This window comes from Salinivibrio sp. VGrn1 (assembly GCF_009377995.1).
GTDB lineage: Bacteria > Pseudomonadota > Gammaproteobacteria > Enterobacterales > Vibrionaceae > Salinivibrio > Salinivibrio siamensis.
On the sequence record NZ_SATA01000008.1, the window covers coordinates 78,603 to 96,614 of the forward strand.

Annotated in this window: 19 protein-coding genes and 1 tRNA gene; 15 read left to right on the top strand and 5 right to left on the bottom strand. The window is 49.5% G+C overall.

Features of this window, described 5'->3' with window-relative positions:
* Positions 1-12: 12 nt before the first annotated feature.
* Positions 13-1,902 (top strand): BCCT family transporter, encoded by a 1,890-nt coding sequence (locus EHW56_RS12205; protein WP_152796221.1) that lies wholly within the window; start codon positions 13-15, stop codon positions 1,900-1,902.
* Positions 1,903-1,910: 8 nt separating this feature from the next.
* On the opposite strand, the gene EHW56_RS12210 is transcribed toward EHW56_RS12205, so the two are convergent.
* Both EHW56_RS12210 and EHW56_RS12215 read right to left on the bottom strand, forming a co-directional pair.
* A tRNA-Arg gene (locus tag EHW56_RS12210) sits at positions 1,911-1,986 on the bottom strand.
* Between the two features lie 50 nt (positions 1,987-2,036).
* Positions 2,037-3,170: a flagella assembly protein FlgT gene (locus EHW56_RS12215; RefSeq protein WP_152796224.1), complete on the bottom strand. Its 1,134-nt coding sequence runs from the start codon at positions 3,168-3,170 to the stop codon at positions 2,037-2,039.
* A gap of 210 nt (positions 3,171-3,380) precedes the next feature.
* On the opposite strand from EHW56_RS12215, the gene EHW56_RS12220 reads away from it, so the two are divergent.
* A complete protein-coding gene (locus EHW56_RS12220) occupies positions 3,381-4,016 on the top strand; it encodes a FlgO family outer membrane protein (protein WP_046074975.1) in 636 nt (211 codons plus the stop codon).
* Positions 4,017-4,040: 24 nt separating this feature from the next.
* Positions 4,041-4,475 carry an LPP20 family lipoprotein gene (locus EHW56_RS12225; RefSeq protein WP_046074974.1) on the top strand — a complete coding sequence of 145 codons (435 nt, stop codon included), beginning with the start codon at positions 4,041-4,043 and terminating at the stop codon, positions 4,473-4,475.
* A 302-nt stretch (positions 4,476-4,777) separates the two neighbouring features.
* On the opposite strand, the gene EHW56_RS12230 is transcribed toward EHW56_RS12225, so the two are convergent.
* From EHW56_RS12230 to flgA, 3 genes are all read right to left on the bottom strand, one after another.
* Positions 4,778-5,212: a flagella synthesis protein FlgN gene (locus tag EHW56_RS12230; RefSeq protein ID WP_152796226.1), complete on the bottom strand. Its 435-nt coding sequence runs from the start codon at positions 5,210-5,212 to the stop codon at positions 4,778-4,780.
* Between the two features lie 16 nt (positions 5,213-5,228).
* On the bottom strand, positions 5,229-5,552 hold the full coding sequence (flgM, locus tag EHW56_RS12235) for a flagellar biosynthesis anti-sigma factor FlgM (protein WP_046074972.1): 324 nt from the start codon (positions 5,550-5,552) through the stop codon (positions 5,229-5,231).
* An 89-nt stretch (positions 5,553-5,641) separates the two neighbouring features.
* Positions 5,642-6,334, bottom strand: coding sequence for a flagellar basal body P-ring formation chaperone FlgA (gene flgA / locus EHW56_RS12240; protein WP_152796228.1), 693 nt, complete (start codon positions 6,332-6,334; stop codon positions 5,642-5,644).
* Between the two features lie 125 nt (positions 6,335-6,459).
* Between flgA and EHW56_RS12245 the strand changes: the two genes are divergently transcribed.
* The 12 genes from EHW56_RS12245 to flgK all read left to right on the top strand — a co-directional run bounded on the left by EHW56_RS12245 (position 6,460) and on the right by flgK (position 18,002).
* On the top strand, positions 6,460-7,383 hold the full coding sequence (locus tag EHW56_RS12245; RefSeq protein ID WP_152796230.1) for a chemotaxis protein CheV: 924 nt from the start codon (positions 6,460-6,462) through the stop codon (positions 7,381-7,383).
* A 26-nt stretch (positions 7,384-7,409) separates the two neighbouring features.
* On the top strand, positions 7,410-8,237 hold the full coding sequence (locus tag EHW56_RS12250) for a protein-glutamate O-methyltransferase (RefSeq protein WP_152796232.1): 828 nt from the start codon (positions 7,410-7,412) through the stop codon (positions 8,235-8,237).
* Positions 8,238-8,423: 186 nt separating this feature from the next.
* Positions 8,424-8,819, top strand: coding sequence for a flagellar basal body rod protein FlgB (gene flgB / locus EHW56_RS12255; RefSeq protein ID WP_046074968.1), 396 nt, complete (start codon positions 8,424-8,426; stop codon positions 8,817-8,819).
* 3 nt (positions 8,820-8,822) lie between these two features.
* Entirely contained in the window at positions 8,823-9,236 is a 414-nt protein-coding gene (flgC, locus tag EHW56_RS12260; protein WP_046074967.1) for a flagellar basal body rod protein FlgC, read from the top strand.
* 14 nt (positions 9,237-9,250) lie between these two features.
* Complete coding sequence (gene flgD, locus EHW56_RS12265; RefSeq protein WP_046074966.1) at positions 9,251-9,994, top strand: flagellar hook assembly protein FlgD; 744 nt, start codon at positions 9,251-9,253, stop codon at positions 9,992-9,994.
* A 24-nt stretch (positions 9,995-10,018) separates the two neighbouring features.
* On the top strand, positions 10,019-11,332 hold the full coding sequence (gene flgE, locus EHW56_RS12270) for a flagellar hook protein FlgE (protein ID WP_152796234.1): 1,314 nt from the start codon (positions 10,019-10,021) through the stop codon (positions 11,330-11,332).
* Between the two features lie 174 nt (positions 11,333-11,506).
* Positions 11,507-12,256 (top strand): flagellar basal-body rod protein FlgF, encoded by a 750-nt coding sequence (gene flgF / locus EHW56_RS12275; protein WP_046074964.1) that lies wholly within the window; start codon positions 11,507-11,509, stop codon positions 12,254-12,256.
* Between the two features lie 22 nt (positions 12,257-12,278).
* Positions 12,279-13,067, top strand: coding sequence for a flagellar basal-body rod protein FlgG (gene flgG / locus EHW56_RS12280; protein WP_046074963.1), 789 nt, complete (start codon positions 12,279-12,281; stop codon positions 13,065-13,067).
* 20 nt (positions 13,068-13,087) lie between these two features.
* The gene (locus EHW56_RS12285; RefSeq protein WP_152796304.1) at positions 13,088-13,882 is read left to right on the top strand and encodes a flagellar basal body L-ring protein FlgH; all 795 of its coding nucleotides are present in this window, start codon (positions 13,088-13,090) and stop codon (positions 13,880-13,882) included.
* A 58-nt stretch (positions 13,883-13,940) separates the two neighbouring features.
* Positions 13,941-14,996, top strand: coding sequence for a flagellar basal body P-ring protein FlgI (flgI, locus tag EHW56_RS12290; protein WP_369795706.1), 1,056 nt, complete (start codon positions 13,941-13,943; stop codon positions 14,994-14,996).
* Positions 14,997-15,004: 8 nt separating this feature from the next.
* Complete coding sequence (gene flgJ, locus EHW56_RS12295) at positions 15,005-15,955, top strand: flagellar assembly peptidoglycan hydrolase FlgJ (RefSeq protein ID WP_077577998.1); 951 nt, start codon at positions 15,005-15,007, stop codon at positions 15,953-15,955.
* 169 nt (positions 15,956-16,124) lie between these two features.
* Positions 16,125-18,002, top strand: a complete 1,878-nt coding sequence (gene flgK / locus EHW56_RS12300; RefSeq protein WP_152796238.1) for a flagellar hook-associated protein FlgK — start codon at positions 16,125-16,127, stop codon at positions 18,000-18,002.
* Positions 18,003-18,012: the final 10 nt, after the last annotated feature.

Genomic DNA, 18,012 nt, shown 5'->3' on the forward strand with positions numbered 1-18,012 from the left:
GAGATATAAGTTATGAATACAAAACTTATTGATAAACCAACATTTATTGGTTCAATAGGGCTGTTGCTGCTTGTTGTGACACTGTTAGCTGCCTTTCCTGTCAAAGGTGCAGAGTGGATCGCTTATGCAAAAGACATGATGACCAGTAAGCTCGGTGTTGCCTATTTGGCTCTCGGGCTTGCTGCGTTGTTTTTTATGGTTTTTGTGATCTTTAGTGATTTAGGGCAAATCAAACTGGGCGAAAAAGACGAGAAACCAGAGTTTGGCCTAGCTTCATGGGCGGCAATGCTATTCTGTGGTGGTATTGGTGCCAGTATTCTCTACTGGGGCTGTATCGAGTGGGCTTATTACTATCAAAATCCGCCCTTTCAGCACGCGCCTGGCAGTGAAGCCGCGATTCAGTGGGCATCCACCTACGGTATTTTCCATTGGGGACCCGTTGCTTGGGCTATTTATATGATCCCTGCGCTGCCGATCTCTTATTTCTTTTATGTTCGGAAACAACCTGCGCTAAAAATCTCGAATGCATTAATGCCAGCGATAGGCGAGCGGCGAGCTAAGGGGGCGCTTGGTAAATGTTTAGATGTCATGTTTATCTTTGGCATGTTGGGTGGGGCGGCAACGACATTAGGTTTAGCCGCACCACTTATTAATGGCGGTTTGACATATTTGACGGGGCTACCGAACAATACATTGACCCAAGTTGGCGTGCTCATTATTTGTACGACGATTTTTGCCTATTCGTCTTATGTCGGGATGGAAAAAGGGATTAAATTCCTAAGCAATATCAATTTTTGGGGATCAATGGGGTTACTGCTGTTCGTTTTTATCGTTGGTCCCAGTGTGTTTATGCTCGAAACAGGGCTAGACGCAATCGGTCGCATGATGTCGAACTTTTTCTCTATGGCGACTTGGGCTGAGCCATTTGGAGGCTATGGCGAGTTCTCCAACACTCAGTTCCCACAAGATTGGACCATTTTCTATTGGGCATGGTGGTTAGTGTTTGCTCCGGTTATGGGCCTATTTGTCGCGCGGATTTCCCGAGGACGTACCATTAAAGAGATGGTCACGGGCGCCATTTTCTTTGGTTCAATGGGCTGCGCGCTATTCTTTATCGTCTTGGGCAACTATGGCCTATCGCTACAATTAGGTGGCCAACTTGATGTCGTCGCGATTCTCAACGCACAAGGCGCACCCGCTGCGATCTTCGCGACCCTAGATCAGTTACCGATGTCGACCCTGGTCATCGCCGTTTTTACCTTATTATGTGTCATATTCACAGCAACGACGTTTGATTCAATATCTTACATTCTTGCTGCTGTTGTACAGAATAATGTTGAAGAAGAGCCAATGCGTTGGAATCGCTTGTTTTGGGCGTTTGCGCTGTCCTTCTTGCCTGCTGTTTTGATGTTTATGGGGGGCTTATCGACATTACAGACGGCTGCAATTGTTGGTGGGTTGCCGTTACTGGTGATATCGGTGTTGTTGATGATCTCATTTGTGCGAGCCGCAACGCTTGATCTGCGAGAGCAGGCTGAGTATGAAGATCCTGTCATTCATATTGAGGCTTTCCCGCAGGTTGATCCATGGTCACATGAAGGCGCAGCTTTCGGAGAGTTTGAAAGCTTATGTCAGTCTGCACGCCAGGCCGTCGAAGACGTGCAAAAAGAGACGGAAGCACTGACATCTCTGAAACGTGAGTACTTTGGCTTTTTTAAAGGGGAAATCCTTGAAAATGAGATGAATGAGCTTTCAGAGCAGCAAGTTGCGAAGTTGAGAAAAGCAGAAAAAGCTTTAAAAGATGCAATTGCTCGTAAAGTTCGCCTTTCTCAGCAGGCGGAGAAAGCGCATGCTGAGTATAAGAAGTTATCGACAGACAACGACGAAGCTCAGGTGGCGTAAGAAAAAGATGGCGCTCCCACAGGGACTCGAACCCCGATCGATCGCTTAGGAGGCGACTGCTCTATCCTGTTGAGCTATGAGAGCGTGTCGACATTATACGTAAAAACAGGCGCGATTTAAGCGCCTGTTTTCATTTAATTTACCCCTTTGGTCACTATGTCGCCGATTTGTATGCTGCCGCTGAGATTATTGGGCTGAACCACGGCTTCCGCGCTGCTTTCATAAACGCGTGCAACGGTCAGTGTGATGCCGCTTTTTCGACGTTGAGTACGTACGATACCTAAATCATCGGTGAACGAGGCAATGTGCCACAGGTTCAGTTGATCGCCTTGTTTAACCCCATTGATACGCCCGACACTTATTTGTGCAATATTGTCTTTAAGGGCGACGATTTCTGGCTTACTGGCGCGACAAGACAGTGATGACTCCAAGTCTAACAATATATTTCGACTCATTCGGCGTGCCATTTGCCCATAAGGAGATTGCCAAAAGCGCGCGGTCTGGGTATCGACTTGGCTATGGCGTTCAAACGGCCATTGGGCAACATCGCGATAGCGGCGTTGAAATATGACTTCACCACTCTCACTGTCCATTGCCTGGACATTGACGGCCAATTGGCGGTTATTTTGTGCCTCACCAAAGCCACTGGCGTCCGTCGTGGCAGACAGATCAGTGATTGCGCCGGTGATCACAAACTGCGCGTCTTTGTCTTCAGCTAACATGGCCACCGTGCGGGGCGCATTAGGAGAGACATCAACATTGGCGATACCACGCCCGACAAAGCTCTGTGCGTGTTGTTTTATCTCACGGTTGAGGAGTACCGAAAAGTCATCGCCAAATTGATAAATGCCCCCTAACGCGGCTTGTTGGGGTGAAACAATCGGAAAACGTGTTAACACCATGCCTTTTTTATACTGGGTTTTGTGGCAAGCGTTTGCCGATGGATAGATATCTAAGCGCAGATTGACAACATAATTGCCGCCTTGAGTGCCTTCTTCTAAGACTTGTACCTCGCGTACCGCATTGCCGCTAAACTGATAACCAGGTTTAGCTTGCGAGTAAAAACGCTTGAGTTGCTGCAAGCTACCTACATCGGCACCGGCAAAGCGCATAGCATCAAAGGTCGCGGCTTCAAGTGCCCGAACACGGGCGGCTTGCTGGCTTTCGAGTATGGGGGAACTGGCCGATACTTCATACCACGCCGCGTGTGTCCAAGGAGCGACACTCAGGCTGACAATGAGCGTTAACCGCGCCAAAAGGGTTTTCATAGTCAAGATCTCACTTAGTGGGTATGGAAATTGCTTTCAATCTATTAGAGCGTAGGGTTAAGCCCTACCAAAAAGATGACGCAAAGACGCTGATGCAAGTTGTGTACCTAAATAGAGCCAGCAATCAAAGGTAAAGGTTTCATCAAATCAACCGATACCCTTAATGACACACTTGTCTCACATCGATGACTGAGCGCGGAGCATGATACGATGAAAAAGTGGATAGTGGCGATAGTAGCGCTATTGGTAACAGGCTGTGCTTACACGCCAATTTATAACGGCAAAGAGCCGTATTCGGGCAGTGAGTTTTTCCTTAAGCAGCGGCCACGTCACACGCTTGATTACTTTCTAAACAGTATGGCCGATGAGCTGTTAGCCACCAATGCGTATTTGACAGCGCGAACGCCCTTGGCGGTCACCTCGTTTGTTGATTTGCAAAAAATGGATGAGACCAACTGGTTAGGTAATACCGTCACCGAGGGACTGATTTATCAAATGCAGCGCCGCGGCTTTACGGTGATTGACTTTAAATCGACGGGCGCGATTCGGGTGACGGAAGATGGTGATTTTACCATTAGCCGAGACTGGAAAGAACTTAACCCTGAACAACAAATCGATTATGTATTGACGGGGACTATGTTGCGTCAAGGCGGCGGGGTATTGGTTAATGCCCGGGTAATCGGTATGGAATCTCGCGTGGTGGTTGCTTCGGCGCAGGGCTTCTTGCCGGCCGATCGTATTGGGCGTGATATTGATAGTTTATACAAGGTTCGCAAACGCGATGGCGTGATTATTCGAGACGATCAAAACCGCGTGAAGCGAGAGACAGTGGTGCTAAAACCTTAGTACAGGAAAGAGTAAGGTAGATAAATGTTTACGAAACACGGATTTGTCATCGCAATCTTGCTGATGCTGTCAGCCTGTCAGCCATTAACTAAGATGAAAGAAGAAAATATCATCTCGGCGGTGGGAATGGCGTCAATTAGTGCACAACAAGGCGCAACCCAAGAAGAAAAAGAAACCCGGGCCATGCGTGCCTCTAAAGTGGATGCGTACAAAGAATTGAGTGAACAAGTATATGGCTTGCGGGTTAGCAGCCGTGCACGCGTTGATGATCAAAGTTTAGGCCGCGACACGACCCAGGGCGCGGTGGATGGTATTATTCGCGGCGCAGAAGTGGTGGCCAGTTATAAAGTGGGTGACAGTTACGTCACTGAACTCGAACTCGATCTCGATACCATGCAGAAAATGAAACGCTATGGCGAATCGCAGCCTGTACCGAATAACAATAATATTATTTTCTAGCCACTAGGGCGTCTTGCTTTGATCAAATGAGAAGGATGACGCCAACATCTTGGCACTTAAGCAGGCAGGGTGTAAAAACGACGTATGCCTTTAGACGGAGAGCGAGCACTATGCTCGCTTTTTTTGTGCTTGAGTCAGGTACCATCGTGGCGCGATAGTGCGTTAGGCCATCTTAGGGAGCAAGCCAGAGTCGACAAAAAACAGGCAGACGATTGTGCGCCGATAAGATAGGCAAGAAAAGCGAGACAAATAGGTGGCCGGTGTGGTGGCTTGGAGCGTGGTCGTTGTTCGTAGGAAAGACGTTATGCTTTAACGTTAGTGCCTAGGGTTTTTCTCCCCGACGCATTGCCGTCTTGATTATAGGTCAATTCTGACTTACCACCGCTTTCTTGGAACAGGTTGCGCAGGCGATGAATACTCAGACTCGCGCGCTGAAGCGCGATGCCATTGGTTTCATTTTGCTGTTTGCAGGCTGAGAGGGTGGCTTGAATGGCATTCACGTGTTCACTTAACGTTTCATCATGGTTAAGTAAATCGCGCTCTGGGTGACGGCTAATTTGCGCATCATTACGTTGAATTTCGTTGATAAGCGACTGTTTTTGCTTGGCTATTGCTTCGATATCTTCAGAGGAGCGGCTGGCAATGACACCGGCTTCTTGCTCGAGCACGCTTTGTAGCGCTTGGACTCGCTCGAGTTGCTGTTCAACCAAGGTTTTTAAAGGCGCAGTAGGGGTCATAACCACTCCAATCAGCTTAGCTGTCGTTGAGATCGTTCTCGAAACGCATCATGTTTGCGGCGAGCTTATCAGGATCTACTTTGTAAGAGCCGTTTGATATCGCTTGCTTGATTTGATCAACCTTGGCGCTATCAAAGTAAGGCTCAGATGCCATTTTCTGATTCATTTTATCGATCACTTGGCTTTGTTGGCTGAGTGAAACAGCGTCGTCTTGGGGTTTTACCCCTTGCTGTTCACGGACTGAGCCGCTTTGCGTTTCTTGTGTTTTGGTCTGGTTACTCGTATTACGAGTTGTGGTCAGGGGTTGCTGATTACCACGTAGTTGGTCAATACTCGCCATAACATCGCCTTACTGTCAGTCGCTTTTTGAGTCCGTTGCTCAGCATATCGGCACACCTTGCTGTTACTTTAGCATTGTGACGTAAAAAGTTAGAAATTAACCGTTACTTCGCCGACCGCTGAGATTGTAGCATCGACAATCCGGTTAGATTTATTGTTCTTCACTTTTATTTGCTCACCTAGAGCGCCATCACTTAATGCCGTGCCTTTTGCAACAATGTTCAGTCCGTTTCCTTGCGCAGTGATCAAAACGTCATCATTTCGACACACGGCGCAGACATCGTTACTGCTGATCGGTTCACCTATTCCCACGGTTCGTTTGACTTTAGAGCCAATTAAACGCGCGGGTTGCGTATAGGTATGCCCGCGTTGAAACCGACTATTTACCATTTGAACAGCTAGATCATTCGATGCAATAGTCATGCCACGGTTGAGTGGTCGCTTTGCGACAACCGAGGGGGTCATCAACTCGATTTTAACCGGAATATACACTTGCCAGTTGTCTCGATCACAAGACACCATCACGGTGACCGAGGTATTAATCTGTTGACGGCCTGGCACTTTGGTGTCGAGTGGCACGGGGCAATCGGTTAGGCGCATGCGCGAATCAAGGTTCCCCGCCGCGATGTTGAGTTCGCCATTTTTAGGTAGAGAAATAATACCGGCGACATGTGCCTCTGCGGCTTCTTGCACCGCTTCAATTTGACTTACTGTCGCAGCAGCTATACTTAGGCTAAAGCTTGCAAGCCAAATGACGATAAATAAACGTGATATCTTGGACATAATTCAATCCAGCAGTAGCGGACGTTAAGAAAAAAAATCCCTTCTTTTCTCGAGAGTCATGTGATTACCCACTATGATTACCATGCTACTCTACAAAAAAAACGGGGCAATATGGAGTTTATCTTATGACAGGTGGTGTTCTTGATTCGGTCAACCAGCGTACACAGCTGGTAGGGCAAAACCGGTTAGAGCTGTTGACTTTCCGCCTGATGAGAAAACAGCGCTTTGGCATTAATGTTTTTAAAGTCAAAGAAGTGTTGCAGTGCCCACGGCTCACCGCAATGGCAAATTTGCATCCTTTGGTGAAAGGAGTGGCCCACATCCGCGGTCAAACCGTCTCTGTCATCGACATGAGCCTAGCAACTGGCGGGCCAGCTATTCCCGATCCAGAGAACCGCTTTGTGATTATTGCCGAGTTTAACCGTTCCATGCAGGGCTTTTTAGTCGGCTCGGTCGAGCGTATCGTCAATATGAACTGGGAAAAAATTCTTCCTCCCCCGCAAGGGACAGGACGATCGCACTACCTCACTGCGGTCACCGAAATTGATAACGAGTTGGTGGAAGTGCTCGACGTTGAAAAAATTCTCAATGAAATCGCGCCTGTGAATGAAGATGTGAGTGAGGAAGTACTCTCGAAACGTGAAGAGCGGGAAGAAAGTGCTCCGAGTCAAGTGCTAGTGGCCGATGATTCCAGCGTTGCACGCCGACAGGTGAAGCGCGCGGTTGAAAGCGTCGGTTATGACGTTATCTTGGTACAAGATGGCAAAGAAGCACTCGAAAAACTGAAAGAAATGGCCGCTGAGGGAAGCATCTATAGTCAACTTGCCTTGGTGATCTCCGATATCGAAATGCCTGAAATGGATGGGTATACCCTCACAACTGAGATTAGAAAAGATTCGAGTCTTAAAGATCTTCATGTAGTATTGCACTCATCATTGAGTGGGGTATTTAATGAGGCCATGGTTGAGCGTGTCGGGGCTAACTCGTTTATCGCGAAGTTCGACCCTGACGAATTGGGCTCTACCGTACTCGAGGCGGTTAAGTCGTAACCCAACCAAAGCGATTGAGTTAATTAATGACAAATGTAGCAATCAGTGACCAAGAATATCGAGACTTTTGCAAACATCTCGAAGCCAAGTGTGGGATCGTACTGGGAGACAGCAAGCAGTATCTGGTACGTAGCCGCTTGAGCCCGCTGGTGAATAAATTTGGTGTGGGGTCGCTGTCAGAGTTGATAAAGTCAGTCACCACTGGACGTAATCGCGAGCTGGCAGTCGCTGCGATAGATGCGATGACCACCAATGAAACCTTATGGTTTCGCGATACTTATCCGTATGAAGTGCTGGCACATCGTTTGTTACCCGAGCTAGCCAAATCTCGTAAGCCGATAAAAATCTGGTCTTCAGCAAGCTCCTCAGGGCAGGAGCCCTACTCCATTGCCATGACAGTGGCGGAAACCCAGCAACGCAAACCTGGCATGCTTGGAAGCGTGAGTATCACCGCGACTGATATATCGACATCCATGCTGGAGGCGTGTCGCCAGGGGATATACGACAACTTGGCACTGGGACGCGGACTGTCGCCGGAACGTCGACGTACCTTTTTCGAGGACGTGGGAGATGGCAAAATGCGGGTGAAAGAAAATATCAAGCGCATGGTGACGTTCCGCCCGCAAAACTTGATGGAAAGCTATAGTCTGTTAGGCAAGTTCGACATCATTTTTTGTCGTAATGTACTGATCTACTTTTCACCTGATATGAAAGCCAAAGTGTTGAATCAGATGGCGGGGGCATTGAATCCTGGCGGTTACTTGATCTTGGGCGCGTCGGAGTCACTCACGGGGTTAACCGATAAGTTTGAAATGATCCGCTGTAACCCCGGCATTATCTATAAGCTTAAATAGCAGGCGGCAAAGCGGCACATGGTTTGCCGCTTTTTACATCTCTCTGCCGCTCTCTCACTTTTTATCGATAGACATTCCTGTCTCTCACCCCACGTCCCACCTGAGCTGAAGACAAAAACAAGGCCTTGTTGAAAACTTGGCACCCTGTTTGCTTTATTACATGCAGTAAGAACTCGGAGGTTGTCCATGGCGATCACATTTGACAATGCACTTGGTGTGCACCAGCACACAGTTGGCGTTAGAGGCAAGCGGGCAGAAACCCTGTCTAGCAACATTGCGAATGCCAACACGCCAGGTTACAAGGCGCAAGACATCGACTTTCAACGCGCCTTAAAAGCGGCAACATCCGAGGCAAGTATTGGCCTAAGCCGCACCAATGAGCGGCACATTGCTGCCTCTAGCCAGGTGATGGGGGAAAAGAAATACCGTATCCCCACGCAACCAGACACTGGCGATGGCAACACGGTTGATGCGCAATTAGAAAAGAATTTGTTCATGCAGAACGCACTAGAATACCAAGCCTCACTGGACTTTCTTGGCTCTAAGTTCAAGAACATGAAGAAGGCATTGAATGGGAAATAATCGATGAGTTTGTTTAATATTTTTAACGTGTCGGGATCGGCGATGAGTGCCGAGTCAGTACGATTGAACACCACATCAAGCAACCTGGCCAATGCCAACTCGGTGAGCAGTTCTGCGGAAGAAACGTATCGAGCTCGGCATCCGATTTTCTCTGCGGAGCTTAACCGCTTTAAACAGCAAGGGGAAAGTGTGCCGGTCAACATTGACGGTATTGTGGAAAGCCAAAAGCCATTACGGGCGGAATATAACCCTGATCATCCGATGTCGAATGAAGAAGGGTATATCTTCAAACCGAACGTGAATGTCATGGAAGAAATGGCGAACATGATTTCGGCATCGCGGGCCTACCAGACCAACGTGCAGGTTGCCGATGCCAGTAAACAAATGCTGATGCGTACGCTTCAGATGGGGCAGTAATGTAGGAGGCGAAGATGGCCGGAATCGACGGTACAGGTTCGAGTAACGGACTGTCCTACATTGACCAGCTAAAGGCGCAGCAAGAGAAAAAACTGCAAGAGAGCCAAGATAGTACAACAGGCAAACAGGCACTCAAGCAAGAAGACTTTCTTTCTCTGCTCACCAAACAGCTGTCACAACAGGATCCGTTCAAACCTGTCGATAATGACAAGATGATCTCGCAGATGGCGTCTTTTGCGACGGTAGAAGGCATCGGCAAAATGAACAATCAGTTTGATACGTTCAACGAGTCGATTACTTCCAACCAAGCATTGCAAGCGTCATCCTTGGTCGGACGTGATGTCCTTGTGCCTGGATCGACAGGTGTTAAAGGAGAGACTGGCGGTGTGGCTGGTATGGTGAAGTTGCCGCGTGCGCTCGATAACGTCAGTGTCCGAGTTGAAAACGAACAAGGACAGCTATTACGAACGTTCAGTATGGGTGCCAAACCGCCGGGCGATCACCGTGTGGAATGGGATGGGCTCGACGATAACGGCAATCCTATGCCGGAAGGGACCTATAAGCTCAAAGTTAGCGGCTTGGTTGATGGCCAAACTCAAGAGTTTGATGTGTCGACCTATGCCAATGTAAACAGTGTCTTGCTGGGGAATGGCGATGGCAACGTGATGCTAAATCTTGCCGGCTTCTCCTCACCGTTTAAGCTTGCTGAAGTGCTAGAGGTCGGTAATGCCGACGTCGGAAATGTGACGAAAGGCTAACCGATTTATTAGGAGTGAAAAGCAATGGGTTTTAATATTGCGTTAAGTGGCCTTGGTGCGGCCCAGAAAGACATGAACACCACCAGTAACAACATCTCGAATGCCAATACGTATGGCTTTAAGGAGTCACGTGCTGAGTTTGGTGATGTCTACTCAACCTCCATCTTCTCTAATTCGAAGACCACGAACGGGACCGGTGTACAAACGTCGACCGTGGCACAGCAGTTCCACGAAGGCTCGAGTATCTACACCAACAACCCGCTTGATTTGCGGATTAGCGGTAATGGTTTTTTCGGCGTGTCAAATGACAAGCTGCAAAACAACGATTACCACTTAACGCGCAACGGTGCCTTCCACCTTGATAAAAATAACGACATTATCAACTCTGAAGGCCAGTATCTGCTCGGTTATAATGTCGACCCTGATACTCAGCAGGTTTCGTCGTATGAGCCGCAGTCGCTCAATGTCCCAGATCAGTTTGGCCAGCCTCGTGCGTCACAAAATGTTGATATCGGCTTGAACTTGCCTGCCGGCGGGGAAGAGAAAGATCCCGCGCAGTTTAATTTTGAAGATCCAGAAACCTACAATAAGCAAACCTCTGCCACAGTCTATGACTCCCTCGGTCAGCCATATAAGTTGTCGACGTACTATGTAAAAGGCAACGATCCGGCGAACCCGAACAGCTGGTCAGTGTACTACACCATGACAGATCCTGAAGGCGAGAAGCCGGTGAATATTCAAGGTGGTAACGTGACGAGCGCGTCTGGACAGGTTGGCCACACCATCGACTTTAACTCTGATGGTTCAGTGAACAATATCAATGGTGGCAACCCGATCGTGACCGATGCCCTAGGGCCTGCGGGGGCGGGATTGGAAATGAACGGCGCGAATGGTGATCAGCAGCTCACGCTCAACTTCGATAATCCGACCCAGTATGCGGCACCGTTTGAGATGCGAAAATTCACCGATGATGGCGCAACCACGGGGTATCTCACCAAAGTCGACATTGATCCTAAAGGCACTATCATGGCGACCTACAGTAACGGCGAAAATGTCGCGCTAGGACGAGTGGCGATGGTGCGTGTTGCCAACCAGCAAGGCTTGGCACAAGTGGGCAATACGCAATGGGACGTGACGCAAGATTCGGGTGACCCCGTTTTTGGTGAAGCGATGCAAGGAGCCTTCGGGCAGGTAAAAAGTGGCACGATCGAACAGTCCAATATCGATATGACCCAAGAGTTGGTTGATTTGATCACCGCGCAGCGAAATTTCCAAGCAAACTCTCGTGCCTTGGAAGTGAGCAACCAGATGCAACAAAATATCCTACAGATCCGCTAGCGATGATACGCCTTGCCGCTTAGCCATAGGGCGGCAAGGCTTTTCCATTCTCTCCCTTTTTTCTTTCTTTTTAACCACACCACATCCCTGTTAAAGTGCTGATATTTAACGATTTAAATTACTGGCACGCTCTTTGCTTTCTTCTCTGTAGAACGATTGTGGAGGCAACCAATTATGGATCGCTCGTTATACCTAGCCATGAGTGGCGCAAAGCAAGATATGCAGGCCATGCAACTGCGCGCCAATAACCTGGCCAATGTCAGCACCACAGGCTTTCGAGCAGATTTAGAGCAATCTCGCTCCATGCAGGCCTATGGTGAAGGACTACCCAGCCGTGTGTTTAACATGACTGAGCGACCTGGATACAGCTTTGAACAAGGCTCGACGATCACCACTGGCCGAAACCTCGATGTGGCGGTGCAAGGTGAAGGCTGGATGTCAGTGCTAGACAGCCAAGGGCAAGAAGGCTATACCCGTGCGGGCCATCTCAAAGTGGATCAAACCGGCTTACTCCAAAACAGTAATGGTAACCTCATTGTCGGAGAGAGTGGGGGCCCGATATTTATTCCCCTCCCTGCAGCCAAAATTGAAGTGGGCAAAGACGGCGGTGTCTCTGTACTCCCCCAAGGTGCGCCAGCTGATGCGATGGAAGTGGTGGATAGAATCAAACTGGTTCGCCCAGATAATCAAGATCTCTTTAAAGACAAAGACGGCGTGTTCAAACCCAAAGAGCCCGGCACTGTGTTTCCGGCCGATGCGGGTGTGACGTTGCAAACGGGCGCGTTAGAAGGCAGTAATGTCAACGCTGTGGGTGAGATGACTGGGTTAATCGACTTGCAACGTCATTTTGAAATGCAAGTGAAGTTAATGAAAACCGCGGAAAAAATGGACGAGTCGTCTTCATCGTTATTACGGCTTGGCTAAGGTTTATTAAGAGGAAGTAATTATGCATCCAGCATTATGGGTCAGTAAAACCGGACTTGATGCGCAGCAGACCAATATCTCGACGATTTCGAATAACCTAGCCAACGCATCCACGGTCGGGTTTAAAAAATCACGCGCGGTGTTTGAAGATCTCTTCTACCAGAACATCAACCAACCAGGTGGGCAATCCTCACAGAACACTGAGTTGCCAAGTGGATTGATGCTCGGTGCTGGTTCAAAAGTGGTGGCCACTCAGCGCGTGCACACCAATGGTAATGTGCAAACCACAGACAATGCCCTTGATATGATGATTGAAGGGGATGGCTTTTTCCAAGTATTACTGCCTGATGGCAACATCGGCTATCAGCGTAACGGCCAATTTACCCTGAATGACGAAGGCACGATAGTGACATCAGGTGCGGGCTATACGCTAGAGCCAGAAATTACTGTTCCTGAAGACGCGGTACAAATTACGGTCGGAACGGATGGTGAAGTGTCTGTGCGATTACGTGGTCAACAAGAGAACCAAGTACTCGGGCAAATAACCACGGTTGATTTTATTAACCCAGGTGGGTTGGAGCCTATCGGCCAGAATATTTACCTGCCCACTGGTGCGAGTGGTGATCCTCAAGAGGGGGTGCCTGGACTCGATGGGTTCGGTGAAGTGAAGCAATCGATGCTGGAAACCTCTAACGTGAATGTCACCGAAGAGCTGGTGAATATGATTGAGGCTCAGCGCGTCTACGAAATGAACTCCAAAGTGATCTCGTCGGTCGACCAGATGCTCAGCTACGTCAATCAGCAGCTGTAATAAGGGTTAAGGAGGCAATGATGACGGTGCAACGTATATTAATCCCAGGCCTTTTCCTTGCCACCTTGTTGGGGCTAGGTGGCTGTTCATTGCCGGGGCAACAAGACACAGGCAGTGATCTTGACCAAGCGACCTCGACCACCGACGCGGTCGAAGGGGACACCACACCGGACAGCGAAGGCTTGATTGGCTTATTGCGTCAACGTGAAGACCCCAAAGCGGATGATCCAGCGTGGTCGCCAATCCGGCCGCAACAAGCGCCCGAGCATTACGCCACGGCGACAGGATCCTTATTCAACGTGAATGACCAGCGTGACCTGTACGATGGTTCAAAACCACGTAGTCTGGGTGACATTGTGACCGTGATGCTGGAAGAAAACACCCAAGCGCAAAAAAGTGCCAGTTCTGACTTGGCTAAATCCAATGATCTCAGTATGGATCCCTTATCACTAGGCGGTGAGGAGATCACCATTGGTGAGCGAACACTGTCGTACGAGGTCAGTAACGACAACTCGGTAACCGGCTCCACCTCGGCGGATCAGAGCAACAGCCTGCAAGGCTCTATCTCTGTACAGGTGGTGGATGTACTCGCGAATGGGAATTTGATGGTACGCGGTGAAAAGTGGCTTACCTTGAATTCAGGGGAGGAATATATCCGCCTCAGCGGTACAATTCGCCCGGCCGATATTGGCCCTGACAACACCATTGCTTCGACCCGTATTTCCAACGCTAGAATTCAGTATTCAGGGACAGGTGAGCGACAAGATACCCAAGAGCAAGGCTGGTTGGCACGATTCTTTAATGTCACCTTGTAGCCCTACAATGTGTCGGAGAGTTGACGTGAAAAAGTGGTTGTTATCGATAGTCTTGCTGATGGTGGCGATGCCAAGCCTCGCCGCACGCATCAAAGATGTGGCGGAGGTCGCAGGGGTACGCAGTAACACCCTAACCGGCTATGGCTTGGTGGTGGGGTTACCCGGTACAGGTGAAAGCACGCCCTTTACCGATCAAAGCTTTAAGTCGATGCTGGAAAACTTTGGCATCCAATTGCCGCCAGATATCAATCCTCAATCAGCTAACATTGCCGCCGTTGCCGTCACCGCTGACTTGCCCGCGTTTGCAAAACAAGGTCAAAAACTTGACGTTACCGTGTCGTCGATTGGTTCGGCAGAGAGCTTACGTGGTGGCACCTTGTTACAAACTTTTCTCAAAGGCTTGGATGGTAATGTCTATGCGACCGCACAAGGAAACTTGATTGTGGGCGGTTTTAGCGCCACCGGTGCTGATGGCTCTCAGTTGGTGGGCAACACCCCAACCGTTGGACGGATCACTAATGGCGCGTCCGTTGAGCGGGAAGTTCCTAATCCTTTTGGTCGTGGTGATTACCTGACTTTCAACTTATTCCAATCCGACTTTACTACCGCACAGCGTATGGCGGATGCGGTTAATCGCTTTCTTGGTCCGTCAACCGCATCAGCTATGGATGCAACCTCAGTGAGAGTCAGAGCACCGCGTGATGTTAGCCAGCGTGTGGCTTTCTTATCAACGGTTGAAAATATTGAGTTTCAGCCGGGTGATGCGGCAGCGAAAATAATCGTTAATTCTCGCACTGGCACGATTGTGGTCGGGCAAAATGTGCGCCTTCGCCCAGCGGCGATCACCCATGGTGGCATGACGGTCTCGATCCAAGAGGACTTCAATGTTGATCAGCCTAATCCATTAGGTGGCGGTGAAGCTGTGGTCACGCCTGATACCGAGATCAATGTTGAGGAAGAGCAAGGGCGGATGTTCCACTTTAAACCTGGCGTGACATTAGACGACTTAGTCCGCGCCGTGAATGGCGTTGGTGCTGCTCCCTCCGATCTCATGGCGATTCTGCAAGCGCTGAAACAAGCTGGGGCCATTGATGGCCAATTGATAGTGATATAGGGCAACGCATGAAATCTCCTGTTGATAGTCAATTTGTACACGATATAAGCCAGCTCGACTCACTACGTCGCCAAGCCGTGAAAGGGGAAGAAGGGGATGAGCAAGCGGCGTTGCGTTCAGCCGCCGAGCAGTTCGAGTCCTTATTTACCCAGATGCTGTTCAAGTCAATGCGTGATGCCAATGAGGCGTTTGAGTCTGATTTAATCGACGATCGTACCTCGAAGTTTTATGAGCAGATGGCCGATGAACAAATGGCCAGTGAACTAAGCCGAGAGGGCTCACTGGGCCTCGCGGATATGATTGTTGAACAATTAGGCAAAGCGCAAGGCGACAGCCAGCCAGATATGAATGAAGCGGCTCGCGCGTCGGCGCAATCTTTGCCGTTGGATCAAAACCGTAGTCGAGAGGCAGCAGAAAAAGCGATTGCGGCGCTCGATAGTCAGTCTATCGCGCCGCCAGTCGCCAGTCCCCCTACGCCCCAACGTTCAGAAGGCTTCGATTCGCCTGATTCCTTTGTGAACACGCTGGCACCGCATGCTCGTCGCGCGGCCCGCGCGTTAGGCACGGATCCGGCGATTATTCTTGCTCAAGCAGCACTAGAAACCGGTTGGGGAAAAAAGGTTATCGCCAATGCCCGCGATAACAGTCATAACTTGTTTAATATAAAAGCGGATCAACGTTGGGGAGGCGATAAAGTCGCCACACAAACCCTAGAAGTGTATGACGGGATCCCGGTCAAAGAAACGGCAAGCTTTCGGTCGTACCCCTCCTATCAAGAGAGTTTTGACGATTTCGTCTCATTTTTGCGTGACAACCCGCGCTATGAGCAAGCTTTATCGCAATCTGCGCAACCTGAACAGTTTATTCGGGCACTTCATCAAGCCGGATATGCCACCGATCCGGAATATGCCGATAAAGTCATTCGTGTGCTCGACCAAGTGCGTGGCATGATGGACTAAGGCGGCGGCAGGCAAGAGCTTGCCGTTTTTACTTCATCTTGCTTTAATTGTACTCTTGAACTCCTTAATACATTGTTTTAATGAGACAATAACTCAAATTCACTCCTTGGCTCAATTTTTGCTTAACCCCTAGTATCTCGTTTTAATTGCCGGGTTATTTGGAGGCACAATGGGCTTGGACCTGCTTTCCCTTGGGTCGCAAGGCGTACTGACTGCGCAGCGACAGCTGAATACAACAGGTCACAATATCTCTAACGTGAATACGGAGGGATATAGTCGTCAGTCGGTTGAGCAAAAAACCAATGATGTCCAGTTTTGGGGCGGCAATAACTACGGCACCGGTGTCCATGCCGCGGCAATACGCCGCAACTATGACAAGTTTGCGGTCAACGAGTTAAATGTCTCGACGTCAAACCTTTCTCATGCTGCTGCCCGCAATGAACAGCTTGGGCGGCTTGACGATATGATGGCGCATTCGGCCAAAAAAATACCCGAGAATATGAACGAATTTTATGGGGCGGTCAAAGGGCTGGCAGATAGCCCCAGCGACATGGGCGCTCGTAAAGTCGTGCTCGAGAAAGCGCGTATGGTCGCTTCTGGTATGAACGATGTTTATGGTGTGTTGCAGCAGCAATCAATTGATACGTCCTCGCAAATTGATGCCACCGTCAAACGAATGAATGACATTGGTCAAGAGTTGGTGGATGTGCATAAAGCCATACTGAAAACGCCCGCCGAAGCCAATGACTTGCTAGACCGGCATGACAAGCTGATCAAAGAGCTCTCTGAATATACGCAGGTGAGTGTGAACGCGCGTGAAGATGGGCTATTCAACGTGATTATCGGCAGTGGCCATATGTTGGTGTCAGGGATGAATAGTAGCGAGTTGACCACCTTGCCGGGCAAGCCTGACCATCAAGAGCGTCGTTTGGCGTTGGTGGAAGGTAAGACAGTGAAAGCGATTTCTAATCAAGACATCCGCGGCAAACTCGGGGCATTGTTTGAATATCGTGATGATACCTTAGGACAAGCGCGAGACGAATTAGGACGGATGGCCATTGGCTTTTCTGAATCGCTCAATGACTTACAGGGTCAAGGGTTTGATCTTAACGGTGAGGTTGGCAAGAACATTTTCACTGACTACAACAGTGACCGTATTGCGAGTGCGCGCGCGATAAAAAGCGGCGACTCTACCGCTGACTTGAAAGTTTATATCGATGATCTTCAGCAGCTCAAGCGGGGTGATTATCAACTGAAATTTGATGGCACCCAATATACCCTCACCTCACCGGATGGAAAGCAATCGACGGTGACACCGAGTGGCACGCCGCCTAGTTTTAATGTCGACGGGATGCGAGTACAAGTGGATGCCGGGTTGGCGGCTAATGAGCGCGTTTTAATTCGGCCCGCTCGCTCAGCGGCTGGGCAAATGCGTGTGACCATGGAGGATCCGGCGAATATTGCGGCGCAAAGTTATGTCAGTGCAAGCTCGGTGAGTCATGGCGACGGTGATGTGCGAATTTTACAAGCCGGTGGACAAAAAGAGTTTCAAGTTCGGCTCTCCCCCGATGGCAGCCAATTTGCGGTGACCGATCCTAAGGGGCAAGTCTTGGTCGCGCCACAAGCCTACCCACCGGGTGGACCGATTGATGTCAATGGCACTGTCGTTGAGATCAACGATAAAGCGGCACCGGATGATGTGCTGGCTATCAGCCTTATCCCGGCTGATGGTGACAATAGTAATCTTATCCGCATGCAAGAGCTGCAAACGGAAAAACTGATGGATAACGGTCGCTCGACGGTGCTCGATGTCTATGAGGGACTAAGTACCGATCTTGGGGTGCAAAAAGCCTCTTATGAGCGTCTGCAAGATGTGAGTATGGTTGAACACGATGCCGCAGAAAGTCGTGTGGCGGAAGTGTCTGGGGTGAACCTGGATGAAGAAGCGGCCAATATGATGAAGTTTCAGCGCGCGTACATGGCGGCGTCACGGATTATGACCGCCGCTAACGAAACATTTGACTCTCTGCTCAATGCAACGCGATAAGGTAGGACAG